The organism is Pediococcus sp., assembly GCF_003533255.1.
GTDB classification, from domain to species: domain Bacteria; phylum Bacillota; class Bacilli; order Lactobacillales; family Lactobacillaceae; genus Pediococcus; species Pediococcus parvulus.
The window spans coordinates 36457-53779 of record NZ_DOEM01000001.1 but is presented as its reverse complement, the minus strand read 5'-3'; the positions used below and the strand labels follow the sequence as shown (position 1 = coordinate 53779).

The window sequence follows — 17323 nt, the reverse complement described above, 5'->3', positions numbered from 1 at the left end:
AAGAACTCCTTTAAATTTTTTGTTTAATTTTGATTACCAATCATTTTACGTAAACGTTCCGTGTAACTTTCTTCATTTAAATAGTCGTCAAATGCGGCCAAAAATGAACTGATTCGGGGAATTTCATCTTTATCTTTTCTAAATACAAAGCTTAAGTCAAAATTGATTGCCGGATCAAATCTTGCCATCCAAGTATTATCTGATACTGGATGAGAAATGACGTATGACGCTGGCAATGCTTTGTTAACCCCTGTAGTTTCAGCAAAGCGTCGAATCTGATCCGGCGTTGTGAAACGAGCAACACTCTTAGGCACGTCCACTAACTGATTCTTATAGGATTCACGTAAAACACCATCTAAATAGTAACCATCGGGATAAGTAACCCAATTAGCGTTCAAAGTATCTCTTAACTTGATTTTCTTTTGTTTTGCCAATTTTTCATTATGATGGATGAACAGTAAATCTTCGTTAAGAATTTTACGCGATTCGTAAGGTTTCCAATTCTTAATGCTATCATCCGGCAAATACATAATCGCCAAATCAATTCGGTTGTTTTCCAAACGTTCCCAAATTTCTTTTCGGGTTAACGTATAAAAAGTAATCATAACATCTGGTTGTTTTTCATAATATTTAGTGATGAAGTCTTCAAAAACACGGGATTCGATTGAAGCCGACATTCCAATATTAATTTCACCTTTTGTCGGTGAAGTAGATTGTTGAATTTCATCAGTTGCCTGATTCAAAACTTCATTGATATTATGAGCGGCCTTTAGCATTGTGTAGCCTGCATCGGATAAACGCAATTTTTTACCAACTGAGTAAAATAATGGTGCTCCAACCGTGTGTTCCAACTTCTTAATTTGTTGTGTTAAAGCAGGTTGAGTAATGCCTAAAATTTGAGCAGCTTGTGTGTAGTTCATAGTATCGGCCAGCTGAAGGAAATAAGTTAAAATCTTAGATGAAAAAATAGTTTCTTGTTTTGATTTCATTCCGTTTCTCCTTTAGTTTTTATGATTATAATCAACTTTCAATAATAACTATAATTATTCTAATGGTTAAACGTGATTTTTTCAAGAATTTTGTCGTCTAAAACTGGTAAGTTAAGTGTAAATTAATATTTAATGTTCGGATGTTGGTGTTACGACGGGCATTTGTTTAAGGTTCATAGAAACTGGTTCTCCCTCTGATTCAGTGTCAATAACGAAGGAACCATTGGAATATCGTGCACTAAGCGGATGTTCGGCTGCAATAATATCGTGAATCGTGCCACGGGTTGTCAAAATTTCCAGTACAGCACTCTCATTTAGTTTTATAAAATCAACCACACGATGTGGATTGTTTTTCAGCTCTCGGAGAACCAAAACGCCACGCCGGGCCCGACTAGTAACTGGAATCTCTTTAACAGCCATTCTTTTGAATGCTCCGCGCTGCGTGATCAAGCCAACTTGATCGACGTCTGACACAAGTTGCACATTGGTAACTTCATCATCACGCAGATCCATTGATTTTACACCGGCCGCTCGTGCACCAATGCTTGGAATTTCGGCTAAATCATAACGTAGACCGTAACCTTTTTTAGAAATCAGCATAACAGTTTGCTCGATGGCTTTTGGAATAAATGAAATATTGATCACAATTGTTTCTGGTTGTTTTAATTTAATGAAAGCTGCCGCATGTTTTTTATAATTTCGACCTGGCGTCAGGTCAGAAAACTCTGTGCGTTTAATGTAGCCGTCACTGGTTGCAATAAGAAATTCACCAGTTTCTTTAAGTGAATGGAACGCAAAAGTTTTAATGATCCGTTCGTCATCACCCAGGCCAATGGTTTGTGAAATATGTTCACCAGTATCCTTCCACTTCGAATCGGTTAATTCATGTACGGGACGAGAAATCAGGTTTCCTTTATTTGTAAACATCATTAGATGATCTAAAGTGCTTAATTGCTTTAAGAAGATTGGATAATCTTCATCTTTGAGACCATTATCGTCACCAGAAGCGTTGTAGGAACGCAGTGAACTTCGCTTTAAATATCCATCATGACTAACAAGGACCATAACTTGTTCTTCGGGCACAACGACCTTACGATCAATTTTAATTTCCTCAATTTCATTCTGAATTTCAGTTAGGCGTGGTGACCCATATTCTTTTTTTACACTGGTTAATTCAGAGCGCAAAACTTTAGCCAATGCGGCATCACTATTCAGAATTTCATTGTATTCGGCAATATGGTTATCCAGATCGGCTGATTCGGCCTCCAAAGCGGTCACATCTGTATTTGTTAATCGGTAAAGTTGTAAGGAAACAATTGCCTCTGCTTGTTCATCAGTAAAACGATATTTTTGAACTAAGTTATTCTTGGCGTCTTTCTTATCTTTACTACCACGAATTGTGGCAATAACTTTATCAAGAATGGAAAGAGCTTTGATCAGGCCAGCAACAATATGTTGCCGTTTTTGAGCTTTATTCAAACTAAACCGCGTGCGTTTGGTAATAACTTCTTTTTGAAAACTTAGGTAAGCCTGTAAAAATGCTTTTAACCCAAGTCTTTCTGGACGTTTATGGTTAATTGCAACCATGTTAAAGTTGTAAGAAATTTGCAAATCTGTATTTTTAAAAAGGTAATTTAAAATTCCGTTTGAGTCAGCCTCACGTTTGAGTTCGATTGCAATTGATAATCCCTTTCGATCGGACTCATCACGAACTTCAACAATGCCATCTACTCTTTTTAAAATTCGAATTTCATCAATTTTTTTAACTAACTGAGCTTTATTAACCTCATAAGGAATCTCAGACACTTCAATTTGAGATTTACCGCCTCGAAGTGGTTTGATTTGGGTCCTAGAACGAACGACAATCCGTCCCTTACCAGTCTGATAAGCTTTTTTTATGCCATCCAATCCTTGAATAATACCAGCAGTTGGAAAATCAGGGCCCTTTACAAAGTCCATTAATTTTTCGAGTGAGGCATCAGGATGCTTTAATAGATACAATAAGGCGTCGATGACTTCGTTTAAATTGTGCGGGGGAATATCAGTTGCATAACCTGCAGAAATCCCTGTAGCCCCATTAACAAGCAAATTAGGGAAACGGCTTGGTAAAACAGTTGGTTCATATTCAGTATCATCAAAATTCAATACAAAATCAACGGTTTCTTTGTCAATATCCTTCAACATTTCACTTGAAATCTTACTTAAACGTGCTTCTGTATATCGCATAGCGGCTGGCGGATCATTATCAATTGAACCGTTATTTCCGTGCATTTCAATTAATGGAGCGCGGAGTTTCCAATTTTGACTCATTCGGACTAAGGCTTCATAGATAGAACTGTCTCCATGGGGATGAAAATTACCCATGACATTACCAACTGATTTTGCCGATTTTCGGAAACCCTTATCATAAGTATTGCCATCTTGATTCATGGCATATAAAATTCGACGTTGAACGGGTTTTAGACCATCTCGCACGTCAGGCAACGCCCGTTCTTGAATGATGTACTTGGAATAACGACCAAATCGATCACCCATGACATCTTCTAAAGTAAGTTCTTGAATTTTATTGGTGTTTTCATTCTTTGAGTTAGGCACATTGTCCCCTCCTTTCATTATTTTTCATCGTCTTCATCAAATTCACCTTCATGAGCGACATTAACGGCCTCATTGTCTAAAATGCTTCCTTCTTCTTCAAGTGAGAACTCAACATTTTTTTCAATCCAATTTCTTCGCGGCTCAACCTTATCACCCATCAAAGTTGTCACACGACGCTCAGCTAAGGCAGCGTCATCAATTCTAACGCGGACCAGAGTCCTAGTTTCAGGATTCATAGTTGTTTCCCAAAGTTGATCGGCATTCATTTCACCAAGTCCCTTGTACCGTTGTAAAGCAAAACCACGACCAATTTCCTTGGAGGCTTTATCTAGTTCTTCATCAGTCCAAGCATAGACAGTTTGGAGCTTTTTCCCCTTTCCCTTTTGTAAGCGATAAAGAGGGGGTAAAGCAATATAAATATGACCCTGATCAATCATAGGACGCATATATTTATAGAAGAAAGTCAACAATAAGATTTGGATGTGGGCACCATCAGTATCAGCATCAGTCATAATAATGATTTTGTCATAGTTACGATCTTTAATATTAAACTCAGCTCCAACCCCAGCACCAATTGTGTATATCATGGTGCTGATTTCCTCATTTTTCATCACATCGTCTAATTTAGCTTTTTCTGTATTCAAAACTTTTCCACGAAGCGGTAGAATCGCTTGAAATTTACGATCTCGGCCCTGTTTGGCACTACCACCGGCAGAATCACCTTCCACCAAGAAAAGCTCGTTACGGGCTGCATTTTTTGACTGTGCGGGAGTTAATTTACCTGATAGTAATCGATCAGTCTTTTTACGTTTCTTGCCACTACGCGTCGCATCACGTGCTTTTCGGGCGGCCTCTCTTGCTTCACGAGCTTTTAAAGATTTACGAACTAACATTTGTGCAAATTCGCCGTTTTCCATTAAGTAAAAAAGTAACTGTTCATTCACCACATTGTCCACGATGGTTCGCGCTTCGGGGGTTCCTAATTTTTCTTTTGTCTGACCTTCAAATTCGAGAATTTTTTCAGGAATTCTAAGTGAAATGACCGCAGACAATCCTTCACGAACATCACTACCCTCGAGATTTTTGTCTTTTTCTTTCAAAAGACCAACTTTTCGAGCATATTCGTTGAAAGCTTTGGTCCACCCAGAGCGCATACCAACTTCGTGAGTACCACCATCTTTAGTTCGCACATTATTAACGAATGACAACACGTTTTCTGAATAACCATCGTTATATTGGGCTGCAATTTCAACTTCTACGCCTTCTTTGGAACCGTCAAAATAAAGAACATCGCCTAAGGTATCCTTATCTTCATTTAGATAAGTTACAAATTCTTTGATCCCCTCTTCATATAAGAACGTTTGGGTTTGTTCTTGATTTTCACGCTCATCTGTTAAAGTAATTTTGACGCCTTTTAATAGAAAAGCAGATTCCCGCAAGCGTTCAGATAACGTGTTGAAATTAAACACGGTAGTTGTAAAAATTTGTTTGTCAGGCTTAAAAGTCACAACAGTTCCGTTAGCCTGTTTGGTTTTACCAATTTTCTTTAAAGAGCCAACCGGATGACCACCATTTTTAAATTCTTCACGGTATTTTTTGCCTTCACGTACAATTTCGACAGTGAGATATTCGGATAAGGCATTTACAACACTGGCACCCACACCATGGAGACCACCAGAGGTTTTATAACCGCCTTGTCCAAATTTACCACCGGCATGAAGGACTGTGAAGATAACTTCAACGGTAGGGATACCGGAAGAATGCATACCAACTGGCATTCCTCGGCCATTATCTGTAACAGTTAAACTATTATCTTTATGAATTGTGACATTGATTTCTTTTCCAAAACCAGCAAGCGCCTCATCTACGGCGTTATCAACGATTTCATAGACTAGATGGTGCAATCCCCTTGAATCGGTTGAACCGATATACATACCAGGACGCTTCCGCACGGCTTCTAACCCATGTAGAACTTGAATTGAGGAATCATTGTATTCTGCTGAACTACGTTTACTCATCTCAAATACCCTTTCTGCTTATAGTCCCTATTATCATACCTTATTTAAAAAAATCTGAAAATACTAACTTACTTAATATAACATACGCTAAAACAAACGTTGGAATTGAATTTCAAACATGCTAAAATTATACTTGATTCTCAATTGAAAAGAGGGCAAATTCTTGCTTAAAATTATTGCAATGTTAATCATCGCCTACCTGCTTGGATCGATTCCTTCCGGTGTGATGATTGGGAAAAAGTTTTTCAATGTTGATATTCGCCAATCGGGTAGCGGCAACATTGGTACAACTAATACCTTTCGGGTACTTGGTCCCAAAGCAGGGACTGTTGTCCTGTTGATGGACATTTTAAAAGGAACTTTGGCGGCTAGTCAACCTTATATTTTCCAGACCCCACATGTAAATCCGCTTCTAATTGGGCTGGCAGCAATTGTTGGTCATACATTTTCGATTTTTGATCGTTTCAAGGGTGGTAAAGCCGTTGCCACAAGTGCAGGAATTTTATTAGCTTATAATCCTCAATTTTTTATTATTGCTTGCGTAGTTTTTGCCAGCCTCGTCTACTTAACTAGTAGGGTGAGTGTTGCAAGCATGACGGCCATGATTATCATTAGTTTTTGGTCATTAGTTTATCACGATATTATATTAACATGTGTGGCCGTTGCCCTAACCTTCTTTATATTTTATCGGCATCGAGAAAATATTCAACGGTTAAAAAACGGAACTGAAAGTTTAATCCCATTTGGGTTTTGGTACAACTATACTAAAAAGAAAAATTCATAGAACGGAAAGAGGGTGTCACATTTGTGACACCCTCTTTCTTTTGACTCATCTAAAAGAAAGAAATTTCAAAACTTTGTGAAGCTTCACTTTGTGGTTTTAGATCATTCATTCCCATTTTTTCTTCTAACTTTCCGGTACTGTTAACACTGTCAGCAATGCCCCACCAAGGCTCGATACAGACAAAACTGCCTTCTGCAGGATAAGGAGACCATACCCCCACATAAGGCGCATTCTCGACCGTTAACGCGACGCCATGGTCATTCTTAGTGTTATCAAGCATAACTGTTGTTTCTGGATCATGGAGTTCAAGAATAATCGCATCTTCTTTGAAGGTTTCATGCGTTAATGGTAGTGACTTCGTAAAATCAATTGGAAATGCATTATCGGCATCATTTAAAGGTGCTTTTAATGGGATTTGCGAATAACTTTGTTTAGGTGCCACACTTAATTTCACATCTTCGAAAGTTTGGTCTGCACCAAGATTAGTATTAAAGCCTGGATGACCGCCAACTGAGAACAGCAGATGATTTTCGGCATCCGGATTGTAAACTCGGTAAGTTTCATGCAATTCATGATCCTTCAAATCAAAGCTAACAACTAACTCAAATTCAAATGGATACATTTTATGCGTTTTATCATTATCAATAAGCTTTAACGTAGCATGTGTGTCACTACTGTCAACCACCTCAAACACAGAATCACGAGCGAATCCATGCTGATGCATTTCATAGCTTGTGCCCTTATATTCGTAGTGATCGTCCTTTAAGCGACCAACGATTGGAAACAGAATTGGTGCATGTCTCCCCCAAATTTTTTTATCAGCGCGCCAAATGTACTCCAAATCATTTTCTAAAGATCTGACACTGGTTAACTCAGCGCCTAGTTCATTAATTTCCACCTGTAAATACTCATTCTTCAATGTAACCATATATTCAAACCCCGTTTACTTTATAAAATATATTGACTAAGATCCTTATTACCAGCAATATCACCAATTTTTTCTTCAACATAATGTTCAGTGATGGTGATATCACCCATTTCCATGTCAGCACCCTCATACAAGATATCTTCCAACAATTTTTCCAAAATTGTATGCAGACGGCGAGCACCGATGTTTTCGGTTTCATGGTTAACATTATAAGCGATTTCGGCAATTTTGTTAATGGCCTCAATGGTAAACGTCAATTTGATGTTGTCAGTTCCGATTAAAGCAATATACTGTTTGACTAAGGCATTATTGGGTTCGGTCAAGATTTTAACAAAATCTTCTTTAGTTAAATCATTTAATTCCACTCGAATTGGAAAACGTCCTTGGAGTTCGGCAATTAAATCACTTGGCTTGGAATCTTGAAAAGCTCCTGAACCAATAAACAAAATATGATCTGTGTTGATAACCCCGTACTTTGTGTTAATTTGTGAACCTTCAACAATTGGTAAAATATCTCTTTGAACGCCCTCCCGAGAAACTTCTCCAGAATTTTGTTGAGATTTCGCGATAATTTTATCAATTTCGTCAATAAAGACAATTCCTGTATTCTCTGCTCGTTTAATTGCATCATGATTAAGGTCACCATGGTTCACTAACTTGTCAGATTCTTCTTGAACTAAAATTTCCCGTGCTTCAGAGACTGGCATGGTTCGCTGAATGTGTTTCTTAGGCAACATCTGACCCAATGATTCACCAAGATCAATACCCATTTGTCCCATCATGTTATTCATGCCAGGGGTTTGTTGAGGATCATCCATTGCAATGGTGACTTCCTTATTTTCAAGCAACCCACGTTTTAGCTGTTCAGAAACAGAAAGACGCTGGTCACGTACTTCATCAGATATTTCTTCTGGTTGAGAAGTTAAATCTTCAGGAGTTTCACCACGCTGCATTTTTTCGACCATACTCATCAAATTTTGAAAATCAACGCCATTTTGCTTTTGATTTGTGTTTTGTTTTACAGCAGGAACCAAAAGTTTGACAAGGCGATTGTCAGCTTGTTTTTCAGCTTCGACGCGCACGTCTTTAAACTGGCTTTTTCGTTCCATGCGAACAGAAACGTCTACTAGATCTCGGATCATTGACTCCACATCACGGCCAACATAGCCCACTTCTGTGAACTTTGAAGCCTCAACTTTTACAAATGGGGCATCAACAATCTTTGCTAAACGTCGCGCAATTTCTGTTTTTCCGACACCAGTTGGTCCAATCATTAATAAGTTTTTCGGCGTAATATCTGTTTGCATTTCCGGAGAAAGCTGTAATCGGCGATATCGATTACGTAGTGCGATCGAAACAGCCTTTTTTGCTGCGTTTTGACCAATGACATACTCGTTAAGTTGACTGACAATTTGTTTCGGTGTTTTATCAATTTCGGCCATTTTTAAGTCCTCCTAAAATGATTCAGAAATAACATGATGGTTAGTGAAAATATCAATATCACCAGCCACATTAATTGAGGTTTCTGCAATTTCACGTGCTGATAACTGACTTGCATGCTTTTTGAGTGCTTTGGCAGAAGCGAGAGCAAAATTACCACCAGAACCGATGGCCAGAATTCCTTCATCTGGTTCAATAACTTCGCCACTTCCCGAAACAAGGTACATTTCGTCTTTGTTCATGACAATCAGCATTGCTTCCAGTTTTTGAAGGTTTTGGTCACTGCGCCAAGCTTGAGCAAGTTCCACAGAAGCACGTTGCAAGTTTCCAGAATATTCTGAAAGCTTTTTTTCAAATTTATCTTCTAGGTTAAAAGCATCTGCCACACTGCCGGCAAAACCAACAACAACCTCATTGTTGAAAATGCGCCGAATCTTTTTAGCAGTACCTTTCATAATGTATTTTTCACCCATTGTGACCTGACCATCACCGGCCATAGCATTCGTTCCATTATTATGAACAGCAATAATTGTTGTTGCTTCAAATTTTACTGGCATTGTTTTTCTTCCTTTCACTATTCATGTGTTGCTCGGGGAAAGTATTTACGGTAATTACTTTGTAAATTATCCGGTGTCACATGTGTGTAGATTTGAGTCGTTGATAAACTACTATGACCCAAAAGTTCTTGAACCGTACGTAAATCTGCCCCGTTATTTAACAGCTGCGTGGCAAATGTATGCCGCAACATATGGGGATGAATATGACTGGTTAAACTGCTTTGTTTAATGATTTGATTTAAAACATATTCGATTCCAGTTGAAGTAATGGGATCGCCATAATGATTCACGAAAACAAAATCATGTTGCTTGTGATACTTGACCATAAGCGGTTGACGACAGTTTTCTTGATAGGCCTTGAGCGCATTAAAACAGTACTGACCAAACGGGACGTAGCGTTCTTTATCACCTTTACCACGAATTAACATCATTTTTAAAACAAAATCGACATTTTTCCACTTAAGATTGGCACATTCGCTAACCCGAATTCCAGTCCCATACAAGACCTCTAATAAAGCACTATTTCGTAATGCCAAAGGTGATTCCGATTTGGCCGCCTTAAATAAAGCATCCATTTCTTTTTGATAGAAGAAACGGGGTAACTGATCCTGATGCTTTTTTAGCTTAATACCTGCAAACGGATTGTTAGTGACTAAATCATTTTTAGCCAAGAAATTATAAAAGGAACGCAAACTCGATAATTTTCGTGAAATGGTTGTGCGACTGTACTTACGATCAAATAAATCAGTCATAAAAACATTTACATCTAGATGATCAATTTCTTTGAATGGTTTCATACCGCCATTGTGTTCTAAAAACGAGCAGAATTCTTCCAAATCACTGTGATATGCCTTGATTGTGTTCTGTGAATATTGGCGTTCAACACGTAAATATTCTAAGAACAATTTGATGTCATCTTGCGCCATAATAAAACCTCCGTACACTTGCCACTTTAGCAAAATACGGAGGAAAACTCAATAACAAACCCTGCCGAACACTTAGAGTTTGCTAAATATTTATTTTTGAACTGCTTCTTCATAGTCGCCATTAGGACAAACGATCTGCTTACCGCCCTTTACTTTCTTTTCAACTAAGAAATGACCATCTTTTGGACAGTCGCGTCCAATTGGTTTATCCCAAGAAACAAAGTCACAATCCGGATAACGAGAACAGCCATAGAAAATGCGTCCCCGCTTAGATTTTCGTTCAATGATTTGTCCCTTGTGGCATTTTGGACAAATAACACCGATTTCTTTAACAATTGCTTTTGTATTTCGACAGTCTGGAAATCGTGAGCAAGCAAAGAATTTACCGTAACGTCCCATCTTGACAACCATTGGTGAACCACAGACGTCACAATCAAATCCAGCTGGTTCATCTTTGATTTGAACAGACTCCATGTTTTCTTCAGCATGGGCAACTTCTTTAGAAAACGGCTTGTAAAATTCATCAACAACTTCAACCCAGTTTTCTTTACCTTCTTCAATACCATCAAGTTCACTTTCCAAATTTGCAGTAAACTTGATATTTACGATATCTGGGAAAAATTCAACAATAATCTTGTCAACAATTTCACCAAGCTCGGTTGGCTCAAAACGCCGCGCAACTAATTTTACATAATACCGCCGTTGAATTGTATCCAAGGTTGGTGCATAGGTTGAAGGACGACCAACACCGTTTTCTTCAAGCGCCTTAATTAAATTGGCTTCACTGTAACGAGCAGGTGGTTGCGTAAAATGTTGAGCAGGATCAGTTTTTGTTAATTTTACAGAGTCGCCTTCTTCTAAATCAGGAAGAATATTATCTTTATCGGTTGCATTTTTATAAATCGTGGTAAAACCAGCAAACTTAGTTTTTGAACCATTAGCTCTAAAATTAACCTGATTTTGTTCTAAAGAAACGGACATGGTGTCCATAATTTCTGGCGTCATCTGACTAGCCATGAATCGGGACCAAATTAAACTATAGAGTCTGAATTGATCTTTGGAGAGATAAGATTTTAAATCCTCCGGGGTGCGCTTAACTGACGAAGGACGAATAGCTTCATGGGCATCTTGGGCCCCTTCTGGCATTTTCCCTTTACGAGGCTTTGTAGCCGCGTACTCAGCCCCATATTTTTCATGAATCAAAACAGAAGCTTCATGCTTCGCAATTGAAGAAATTCGAGTAGAGTCAGTACGCATATAGGTAATGAGTCCCACTGTGCCCTCTTTACCTATATTGATTCCTTCATACAGTTGTTGTGCTGCCATCATTGTTTTTCGAGTTCTAAAATTCAAACGGCGGTTAGCCTCTTGTTGCATAGAGGAAGTTGTAAATGGTGGTGCTGGGAATCGCTTCCGTTCTTTTTTAGTTACTTTAGTGATTTCAAATGGTTGTTTTTTATCAATCTTTTCTAAAACTTTTTGAACAGCATCATTGTCAGCCAAAGCTAATTTCTTATTGTTTTCACCATAAAAAGAAGCCTTAAACTTCTGCTTTCCCTTTTGGAATTCACTATCAATTGTCCAATATTCTTCTGGTTTGAAAGCTTTAATTTCATTTTCACGTTGAATGATTAAATTCAAAGCAATCGATTGAACACGACCAGCACTCAGACCCTTTTTCACTTTCTTCCATAGCAAGGGACTAATGGAATAGCCAACTAATCGATCTAAAACACGACGAGCTTGTTGAGCGTCAACTAAACTCATGTCAATTGATCGTGGTTCCTTAAATGCGTTTTTTACGGCGTCTTTTGTAATTTCATTAAAGACCACCCGGTTCTTATCTTTAGTATCCAATCCTAATAAATAGGATAGATGCCAAGCAATTGCCTCTCCTTCACGGTCAGGATCAGAAGCCAAATAAACTTTTTTTGCTTTTTTTGCTTCTGAACGCAAATTTTTGATCACGTCGCCTTTTCCGCGAATTGAAATGTAATGGGGCTCAAAGTCATTTTCAACATCGACACCCATTTTGCTTTTTGGTAAATCACGAATATGGCCTAAACTTGCGATAACTTTGTAGGTTCGACCTAAATATTTTTCAATCGTCTTTGCTTTTGAAGGAGATTCCACAATGACGAGTTTCTTTTTGGTTTTTGTAGCCATAACCAAACTCCTTTAACCTGATGTAGTTTGAAACTCTAAACGTTGCTAATTCCTAGTAATCGTATTTCATATTCTGTAATCTGTCAAATTAAACTCTTCTATTATATGCCCAGAATTTAGAACAGGTTTTGCTCCAGCAACGATTAATTCATTACAACCTACCGAAAGAACATCATCAATTTTGCCTGGAACCGCGAGCACATTTCGATTGTTCTGCAAGGCCAGGTTAGCCGTAATCAAGCTACCACTTCGCTGTTTGGCTTGAATAACGCATAATGTTTCGCAAAGGCCAGCGATAATTCGATTGCGTTCCACAAAGTGGTGTCTTTGCGGACCAGAGTCTAGTGGATACTCAGATAAAATTAATTGATTATTGGCCATATATTTTTGAAGTTTTATATTTTTCCTGGGGTAATAACGATTTAAACCCGTCCCAATAACACCAATTGTGTAACCGTGCTGGCGAAGAGTTTCTTTGTGTGACAAAGCATCAATACCATCAGCCAAACCGCTGATAACGGCAATATTTTGTTTGATGACATCTGGCAAAAGGATGTTTAAACTTTCCACACCATAACGATCAGCCAATCGAGCCCCCACGACACCTAATAATGGGAAGCGCAAAAGCTCCAATGTTCCCTGGTAGAAGAGAATCACTGGAGCCATATAAGATTCTTTTAATTGAATGGGATAATTATCGTCGCAAATTGCCAATATCTTGGTTTCAGTAAGATGCCGATTTATAGAATCTTGCAAACGATTTGAATTAAAATCGTTCATAAATTGCATGTGGTTTTGCTTACTAACAAATCCTAGTGCTGTGATATCGGTAGCCGATAATTCACAATTTTGGTCATTTTTATGATATAAATGCCACCAATTCCAAAACTTTGTTTCCCCATGACAGCCAATCCCTTTACATAAATGTAACTTTAATAAAAAATGCTTAATTTGCATATTTTTCACCTCACAGAAAAAGATACGCAAATAAATTAGTTTTTTATGAATTGATTCACTGGTGCAAAAGTTAATCGGTGAATAGGTGTCGTCCCGAAAGTTTGCAGTCCCTGAAGATGTTTTGCAGTCCCATAACCCATATTATCGGCAAAATCATATCCTGGATAAAGGTGGTCATAAATAGCCATCAAATGATCTCGATAGACTTTAGCTACAATACTTGCTGCCGCAATGGTAGCACTTTTGGCATCTCCTTTAAACATTCGTTGTTTAGGAATATCAACCGGAACATCAACTGCATCTACTAAAAGTTTATCCGGGGAGATGGATAAGCCCAACACAGCTTTTTTCATTGCTTGCCGAGTAGCTTGTAAAATATTAATTTGGTCAATGACACTTGGTGAAGAAACGCCAATCGAGACGGCGAGTGCTTGTTCAATAATTTGTGGGTAAAGCCGTTCCCTAGTATGTCGAGATAATTGTTTGGAATCATTTACTTCAATTACTGAAAAATCGTGTGGCAAAATCACGGCGGCAGTAATAACCGGTCCAGCAAGGCATCCCCGGCCAACTTCGTCTATACCAGCAACAAAATTCAATCCCTGACTCCAAGCCTCTTTTTCAAGCGCTAACCGTTGTTGAAATTGGGCAACTAAAAGTTGATGTTGTTGAATTTTCTTGTAAGTCTGTTTTAATAATTTTTGAACACCAACTCGACGATCATCTTTGTAAAGAATAAGCAGGGGATCATTTTCTTGACTGATTGCAGCCAGTTGATTTTTAATGCCTTTAATTGTTAGTTGTTTTTCCATTTGCGAGATCCTCAACCCGTTCTAAAGTAAAACGGCCTAATTTTCCTTTACGTGCATCTAGCATGATGCGGTTACTTGCCCGGTCATAATCTTCGCCCATTCCAAGAAACTTTGTGATTTTAAGTAACAAATCAGGAGTAGCTAGCTCCAAATCTTGATCAGTGAGTTTATAACGATCTTTCAACATTTTGGCATAATAAGTTTTAAAAACTTCAAGGCCAAATAAAGCGACATCATCGCTGGCATAAAGACTTTCCTTAATTGCTCCTGTGAATGCCAAGCGCTTGCCTACACTTTGATCCTCAAACTTAGGCCATAAAATTCCTGGTGTATCTAAAAGTGCCAATCCATTTTTTGATTTAAGCCACTGTTGATTCTTGGTTACTCCAGGGCGATCGGCAGTTTTAGCAATTTTTTTATTCACCAAATGGTTGAGTAAGGTTGACTTTCCTACGTTAGGAATGCCCACGCAAACAGCCCGAATTGTCTGTTGTTGTAAACCACGATCGGTTTGATTCTTTAATTGTCGTGCTAAGATCTCTTGCGCGGGTTTTTGAATATTTCTTTCAATTGTTCGCACCCGTGAATCCACTGCAATTGCCTGCTGTCCCTGTTCATGATAGTAGTCTAACCATTGCTTAGTCACTAGAGGATCAGCCAAATCACTTTTAGTCAAAATCAATAAATGAGGTTTTTGTTGAATAATTTCTTTAACCTTTGGATTTCTTGAAGATTCGGGAAGTCGGGCATCAACCAATTCAAAAATAATATCAACCAGATGTAATTTTTCCTGAATTTCTCGAATTGCTTTGGCCATATGGCCTGGAAACCATTGTATGTTTGCCATTATATTCTCCGTTATTTCTTTACTTGTCTAAAATACTTTCAGCCTTTTTTAAGGCATTATCATTCTTAGCAACTTTACTTTGAACTTTGGTTTCAATACTTAAAACAGTTTTTTCATTGGCTTTTCCAGTTACTTTTAAGTTTTCCTTCTTTTGATATGCCTGAACAGCATTTTCCGTTGATGAACCAAAGTATCCATTAACTTTACCATTAAAGTAACCAAGCGCTTTTAATTCTTTTTGTAATGTCTTGATTTCACTAGAAACGTCTCCGTTTTTATAAGTTTTCTTTGTATTGATCAACTGAAGGTAAGCGTATTTTGGATAATCTGCCTTATAAGTTGGCGTTAATCCCTTTTTATTAATCCAATCCCCATTTGGTGTTAACCATTTGGCAATTGTAATCTTCATTTCACTCTTGTCTTTGAAGTCGCTAACTGTTTGAACGGTTCCCTTTCCATACGATTGTGTCCCAATTAGAGGTGCATCTGCTGATTGGTGAAGTGCGCCGGCAAATATTTCCGCGGCACTAGCACTTCCGCCATTCATTAGGACAGCGACTGGTTTAGTCACCTTGTAGCCACCATCATATTTCTTCCCAGCTTTATAAACTTGTTGCTGACCATTTTTGGTCTGTACGCGCATGATAATTTTGCCATTTTTTAGAAACATGGATGACATCTTTAAAGCTTGGTCCATTAAACCGCCGGGATTGTCCCTCACGTCCAATACATATGAAGTGACACCCTTCTTATCTAGTCGCTTCAACGCCTTCTTTAGCTCGGCCGCAGTGCGCTCTGACACGGAGGTGATCTGAATGTACCCAATTTTTTTATTAATAACCTTTGAATTGACCGTACTTACTGGAATTTTTGCCCTTGTCAGCGTTTGTTTAAAACTCTTCCCAGCCCGTTTAATTGTCAGTGTAACTTTAGTCCCAATCTTGCCACGCATCAGTTTCACGGCATCCGTGACTGATTTTCCGGCAAGTGATTTACCATTAACCGCTGTAATTAAATCGCCTGGTTGTAAACCGACCTTTTTAGCTGGCGTTCCTTTGATTGGTGAAATAATTTTTATATACTGATCTGACTTCTGCACTTCTGCGCCAATTCCTGAAAAACTTGACGAAATCTGATCGTTTAGACTGGATGCTTCCGTTTTATCCATATACTCGGAGAATGGATCATCAAGTGACGAAATCATCCCTTTTATAGCACCATTTGTGACCTTCTTTGCACTCACAGATTTATAATAATTACCTTCTATAGTTTCATAAACTGCTTGAATTTTTTGCATTGACGCAGTGGTTGTTTGCGCCTGAGAAACTAAGGTTCTAGTCTGAAAGTATGCAACCCCATAAGCGAGGGCGCCACCAACGACTAAGGCAACTAAAATGGACCAAACTAGAGTAGATCGTTTCACTGTTTTGGATTGTTTTTTATTCATTTGAAAGCTTCCCGTCTATTAATGATTATTTAGGTCTAAATATTTTTGCCAGGCATCATCAAAAACGGTCATGGAAGGTAAATAATTCCCATTTAGCTCTAAATATTTTGAAATTTCGTTAAAGTTTGTTGATTGTTTTGGAAATGATTGATCAAAAAATGCATTATTAGCAAACTCGGCGATTGGTTCGTAACTTTCTGGATTCCTCTGAGTCATTAAAAATTGATAAAATGTTTTACTCATAATTAAGCCTCTAATTTGATTGTTTAGGGATATTTACTGAAAATACAAATTTATTGTTCTGAATGTCTAATTTTTTAGCTTTAAAATAAACACCATTGGTTGTCTTAATCTTCTGTAAATTTAAAGTGATCTTTGTCCCGCTCATCGTAATCCACTTTGGGAGTTTATAATTTGAACCAATATACGCAAGAACCATTTTTGGGGAGATACTTAAAGCACCAACTGACAAGTGTTTAGCTGTTAAAACTATGTTTCCTGCATTGGTAACTTGAGGTGTTAATGATAAAGCATAGTTTACGTCGCTCCCTAATACTTTTACTTTGCCAATTAAAAGGACTTGTTTATTGACTTTCAATTGATAGGTGAAACTTTTATTCGTTTGGTATGGCTTTAAATACGCCGCCATCAACGCATTCAATTGTTTTTTGTTGAGATTAACATCAAATGAAGCTGCTGCTGTCTGAGTTGCTGTATTTTTGGTTTCTGGGACAGGAGTATTGGCAATTCTCGTCCTAAAAAAGATTCCAAAGGCAACTAGGCAAGCCAATAAAATAATAAATGCCCATTTCCATAAATTGGGACGTTTTTTTGTAAGTTGATTAGGTTTTTGCATT

The 17323-nt window shown here is 38.0% G+C and carries 15 protein-coding genes; 1 reads left to right on the top strand and 14 read right to left on the bottom strand.

The genetic code is table 11. From position 1 onward, the window contains the following. Nucleotides 1–23: 23 nt before the first annotated feature. The 3 genes from DD627_RS00240 to parE form a co-directional block, all read right to left on the bottom strand. Nucleotides 24–989, bottom strand: coding sequence for a LysR family transcriptional regulator (locus DD627_RS00240; RefSeq protein WP_260274454.1), 966 nt, complete (start codon nucleotides 987–989; stop codon nucleotides 24–26). 129 nt (nucleotides 990–1118) lie between these two features. Further along, on the bottom strand, nucleotides 1119–3524 hold the full coding sequence (gene parC, locus DD627_RS00235; RefSeq protein ID WP_375710185.1) for a DNA topoisomerase IV subunit A: 2406 nt from the start codon (nucleotides 3522–3524) through the stop codon (nucleotides 1119–1121). Between the two features lie 77 nt (nucleotides 3525–3601). Next, entirely contained in the window at nucleotides 3602–5602 is a 2001-nt protein-coding gene (gene parE, locus DD627_RS00230) for a DNA topoisomerase IV subunit B (protein WP_057782333.1), read from the bottom strand. 181 nt (nucleotides 5603–5783) lie between these two features. On the opposite strand from parE, the gene plsY reads away from it, so the two are divergent. Continuing rightward, complete coding sequence (gene plsY, locus DD627_RS00225; protein ID WP_057782425.1) at nucleotides 5784–6386, top strand: glycerol-3-phosphate 1-O-acyltransferase PlsY; 603 nt, start codon at nucleotides 5784–5786, stop codon at nucleotides 6384–6386. Between the two features lie 49 nt (nucleotides 6387–6435). Here the strand turns inward: plsY and DD627_RS00220 are convergent, their stop codons facing one another. The 11 genes from DD627_RS00220 to DD627_RS00170 all read right to left on the bottom strand — a co-directional run bounded on the left by DD627_RS00220 (nucleotide 6436) and on the right by DD627_RS00170 (nucleotide 17322). Further along, the gene (locus DD627_RS00220; protein WP_057782331.1) at nucleotides 6436–7314 is read right to left on the bottom strand and encodes an aldose 1-epimerase family protein; all 879 of its coding nucleotides are present in this window, start codon (nucleotides 7312–7314) and stop codon (nucleotides 6436–6438) included. Nucleotides 7315–7334: 20 nt separating this feature from the next. Next, the gene (gene hslU, locus DD627_RS00215) at nucleotides 7335–8756 is read right to left on the bottom strand and encodes an ATP-dependent protease ATPase subunit HslU (RefSeq protein ID WP_260274464.1); all 1422 of its coding nucleotides are present in this window, start codon (nucleotides 8754–8756) and stop codon (nucleotides 7335–7337) included. A 12-nt stretch (nucleotides 8757–8768) separates the two neighbouring features. After that, the gene (gene hslV, locus DD627_RS00210; RefSeq protein WP_057782326.1) at nucleotides 8769–9311 is read right to left on the bottom strand and encodes an ATP-dependent protease subunit HslV; all 543 of its coding nucleotides are present in this window, start codon (nucleotides 9309–9311) and stop codon (nucleotides 8769–8771) included. 17 nt (nucleotides 9312–9328) lie between these two features. After that, nucleotides 9329–10237 carry a tyrosine recombinase XerC gene (xerC, locus tag DD627_RS00205; protein WP_260274465.1) on the bottom strand — a complete coding sequence of 303 codons (909 nt, stop codon included), beginning with the start codon at nucleotides 10235–10237 and terminating at the stop codon, nucleotides 9329–9331. Between the two features lie 90 nt (nucleotides 10238–10327). Next, a complete protein-coding gene (gene topA / locus DD627_RS00200) occupies nucleotides 10328–12403 on the bottom strand; it encodes a type I DNA topoisomerase (protein ID WP_260274466.1) in 2076 nt (691 codons plus the stop codon). A 66-nt stretch (nucleotides 12404–12469) separates the two neighbouring features. Then, entirely contained in the window at nucleotides 12470–13360 is an 891-nt protein-coding gene (dprA, locus tag DD627_RS00195; RefSeq protein ID WP_260274467.1) for a DNA-processing protein DprA, read from the bottom strand. A gap of 35 nt (nucleotides 13361–13395) precedes the next feature. Beyond that, a complete protein-coding gene (gene rnhB, locus DD627_RS00190; RefSeq protein WP_260274468.1) occupies nucleotides 13396–14172 on the bottom strand; it encodes a ribonuclease HII in 777 nt (258 codons plus the stop codon). Then, nucleotides 14150–15019, bottom strand: a complete 870-nt coding sequence (gene ylqF, locus DD627_RS00185; RefSeq protein ID WP_260274470.1) for a ribosome biogenesis GTPase YlqF — start codon at nucleotides 15017–15019, stop codon at nucleotides 14150–14152. The genes rnhB and ylqF overlap by 23 nt, the downstream gene beginning before the upstream one ends. Before the next feature lie 19 nt (nucleotides 15020–15038). Beyond that, entirely contained in the window at nucleotides 15039–16466 is a 1428-nt protein-coding gene (locus DD627_RS00180) for a S41 family peptidase (protein WP_260274472.1), read from the bottom strand. 18 nt (nucleotides 16467–16484) lie between these two features. Next, on the bottom strand, nucleotides 16485–16709 hold the full coding sequence (locus tag DD627_RS00175; protein WP_057782314.1) for a YozE family protein: 225 nt from the start codon (nucleotides 16707–16709) through the stop codon (nucleotides 16485–16487). Nucleotides 16710–16719: 10 nt separating this feature from the next. Then, the gene (locus DD627_RS00170) at nucleotides 16720–17322 is read right to left on the bottom strand and encodes a YpmS family protein (RefSeq protein WP_057782312.1); all 603 of its coding nucleotides are present in this window, start codon (nucleotides 17320–17322) and stop codon (nucleotides 16720–16722) included. Nucleotide 17323 lies beyond the last annotated feature (1 nt).

Bases quoted from the DNA above. Each gene is read 5' to 3' on its own strand.
- DD627_RS00240 (WP_260274454.1), bottom strand. From the start codon at position 989: ATGAAATCAAAACAAGAAACTATTTTTTCATCTAAGATTTTAACTTAT.
- parC (WP_375710185.1), bottom strand. From the start codon at position 3,524: ATGGGTGATCGATTTGGTCGTTATTCCAAGTACATCATTCAAGAACGG.
- parE (WP_057782333.1), bottom strand. From the start codon at position 5,602: ATGAGTAAACGTAGTTCAGCAGAATACAATGATTCCTCAATTCAAGTT.
- plsY (WP_057782425.1), top strand. From the start codon at position 5,784: ATGTTAATCATCGCCTACCTGCTTGGATCGATTCCTTCCGGTGTGATG.
- DD627_RS00220 (WP_057782331.1), bottom strand. From the start codon at position 7,314: ATGGTTACATTGAAGAATGAGTATTTACAGGTGGAAATTAATGAACTA.
- hslU (WP_260274464.1), bottom strand. From the start codon at position 8,756: ATGGCCGAAATTGATAAAACACCGAAACAAATTGTCAGTCAACTTAAC.
- hslV (WP_057782326.1), bottom strand. From the start codon at position 9,311: ATGCCAGTAAAATTTGAAGCAACAACAATTATTGCTGTTCATAATAAT.
- xerC (WP_260274465.1), bottom strand. From the start codon at position 10,237: ATGGCGCAAGATGACATCAAATTGTTCTTAGAATATTTACGTGTTGAA.
- topA (WP_260274466.1), bottom strand. From the start codon at position 12,403: ATGGCTACAAAAACCAAAAAGAAACTCGTCATTGTGGAATCTCCTTCA.
- dprA (WP_260274467.1), bottom strand. From the start codon at position 13,360: ATGCAAATTAAGCATTTTTTATTAAAGTTACATTTATGTAAAGGGATT.
- rnhB (WP_260274468.1), bottom strand. From the start codon at position 14,172: ATGGAAAAACAACTAACAATTAAAGGCATTAAAAATCAACTGGCTGCA.
- ylqF (WP_260274470.1), bottom strand. From the start codon at position 15,019: ATGGCAAACATACAATGGTTTCCAGGCCATATGGCCAAAGCAATTCGA.
- DD627_RS00180 (WP_260274472.1), bottom strand. From the start codon at position 16,466: ATGAATAAAAAACAATCCAAAACAGTGAAACGATCTACTCTAGTTTGG.
- DD627_RS00175 (WP_057782314.1), bottom strand. From the start codon at position 16,709: ATGAGTAAAACATTTTATCAATTTTTAATGACTCAGAGGAATCCAGAA.
- DD627_RS00170 (WP_057782312.1), bottom strand. From the start codon at position 17,322: ATGCAAAAACCTAATCAACTTACAAAAAAACGTCCCAATTTATGGAAA.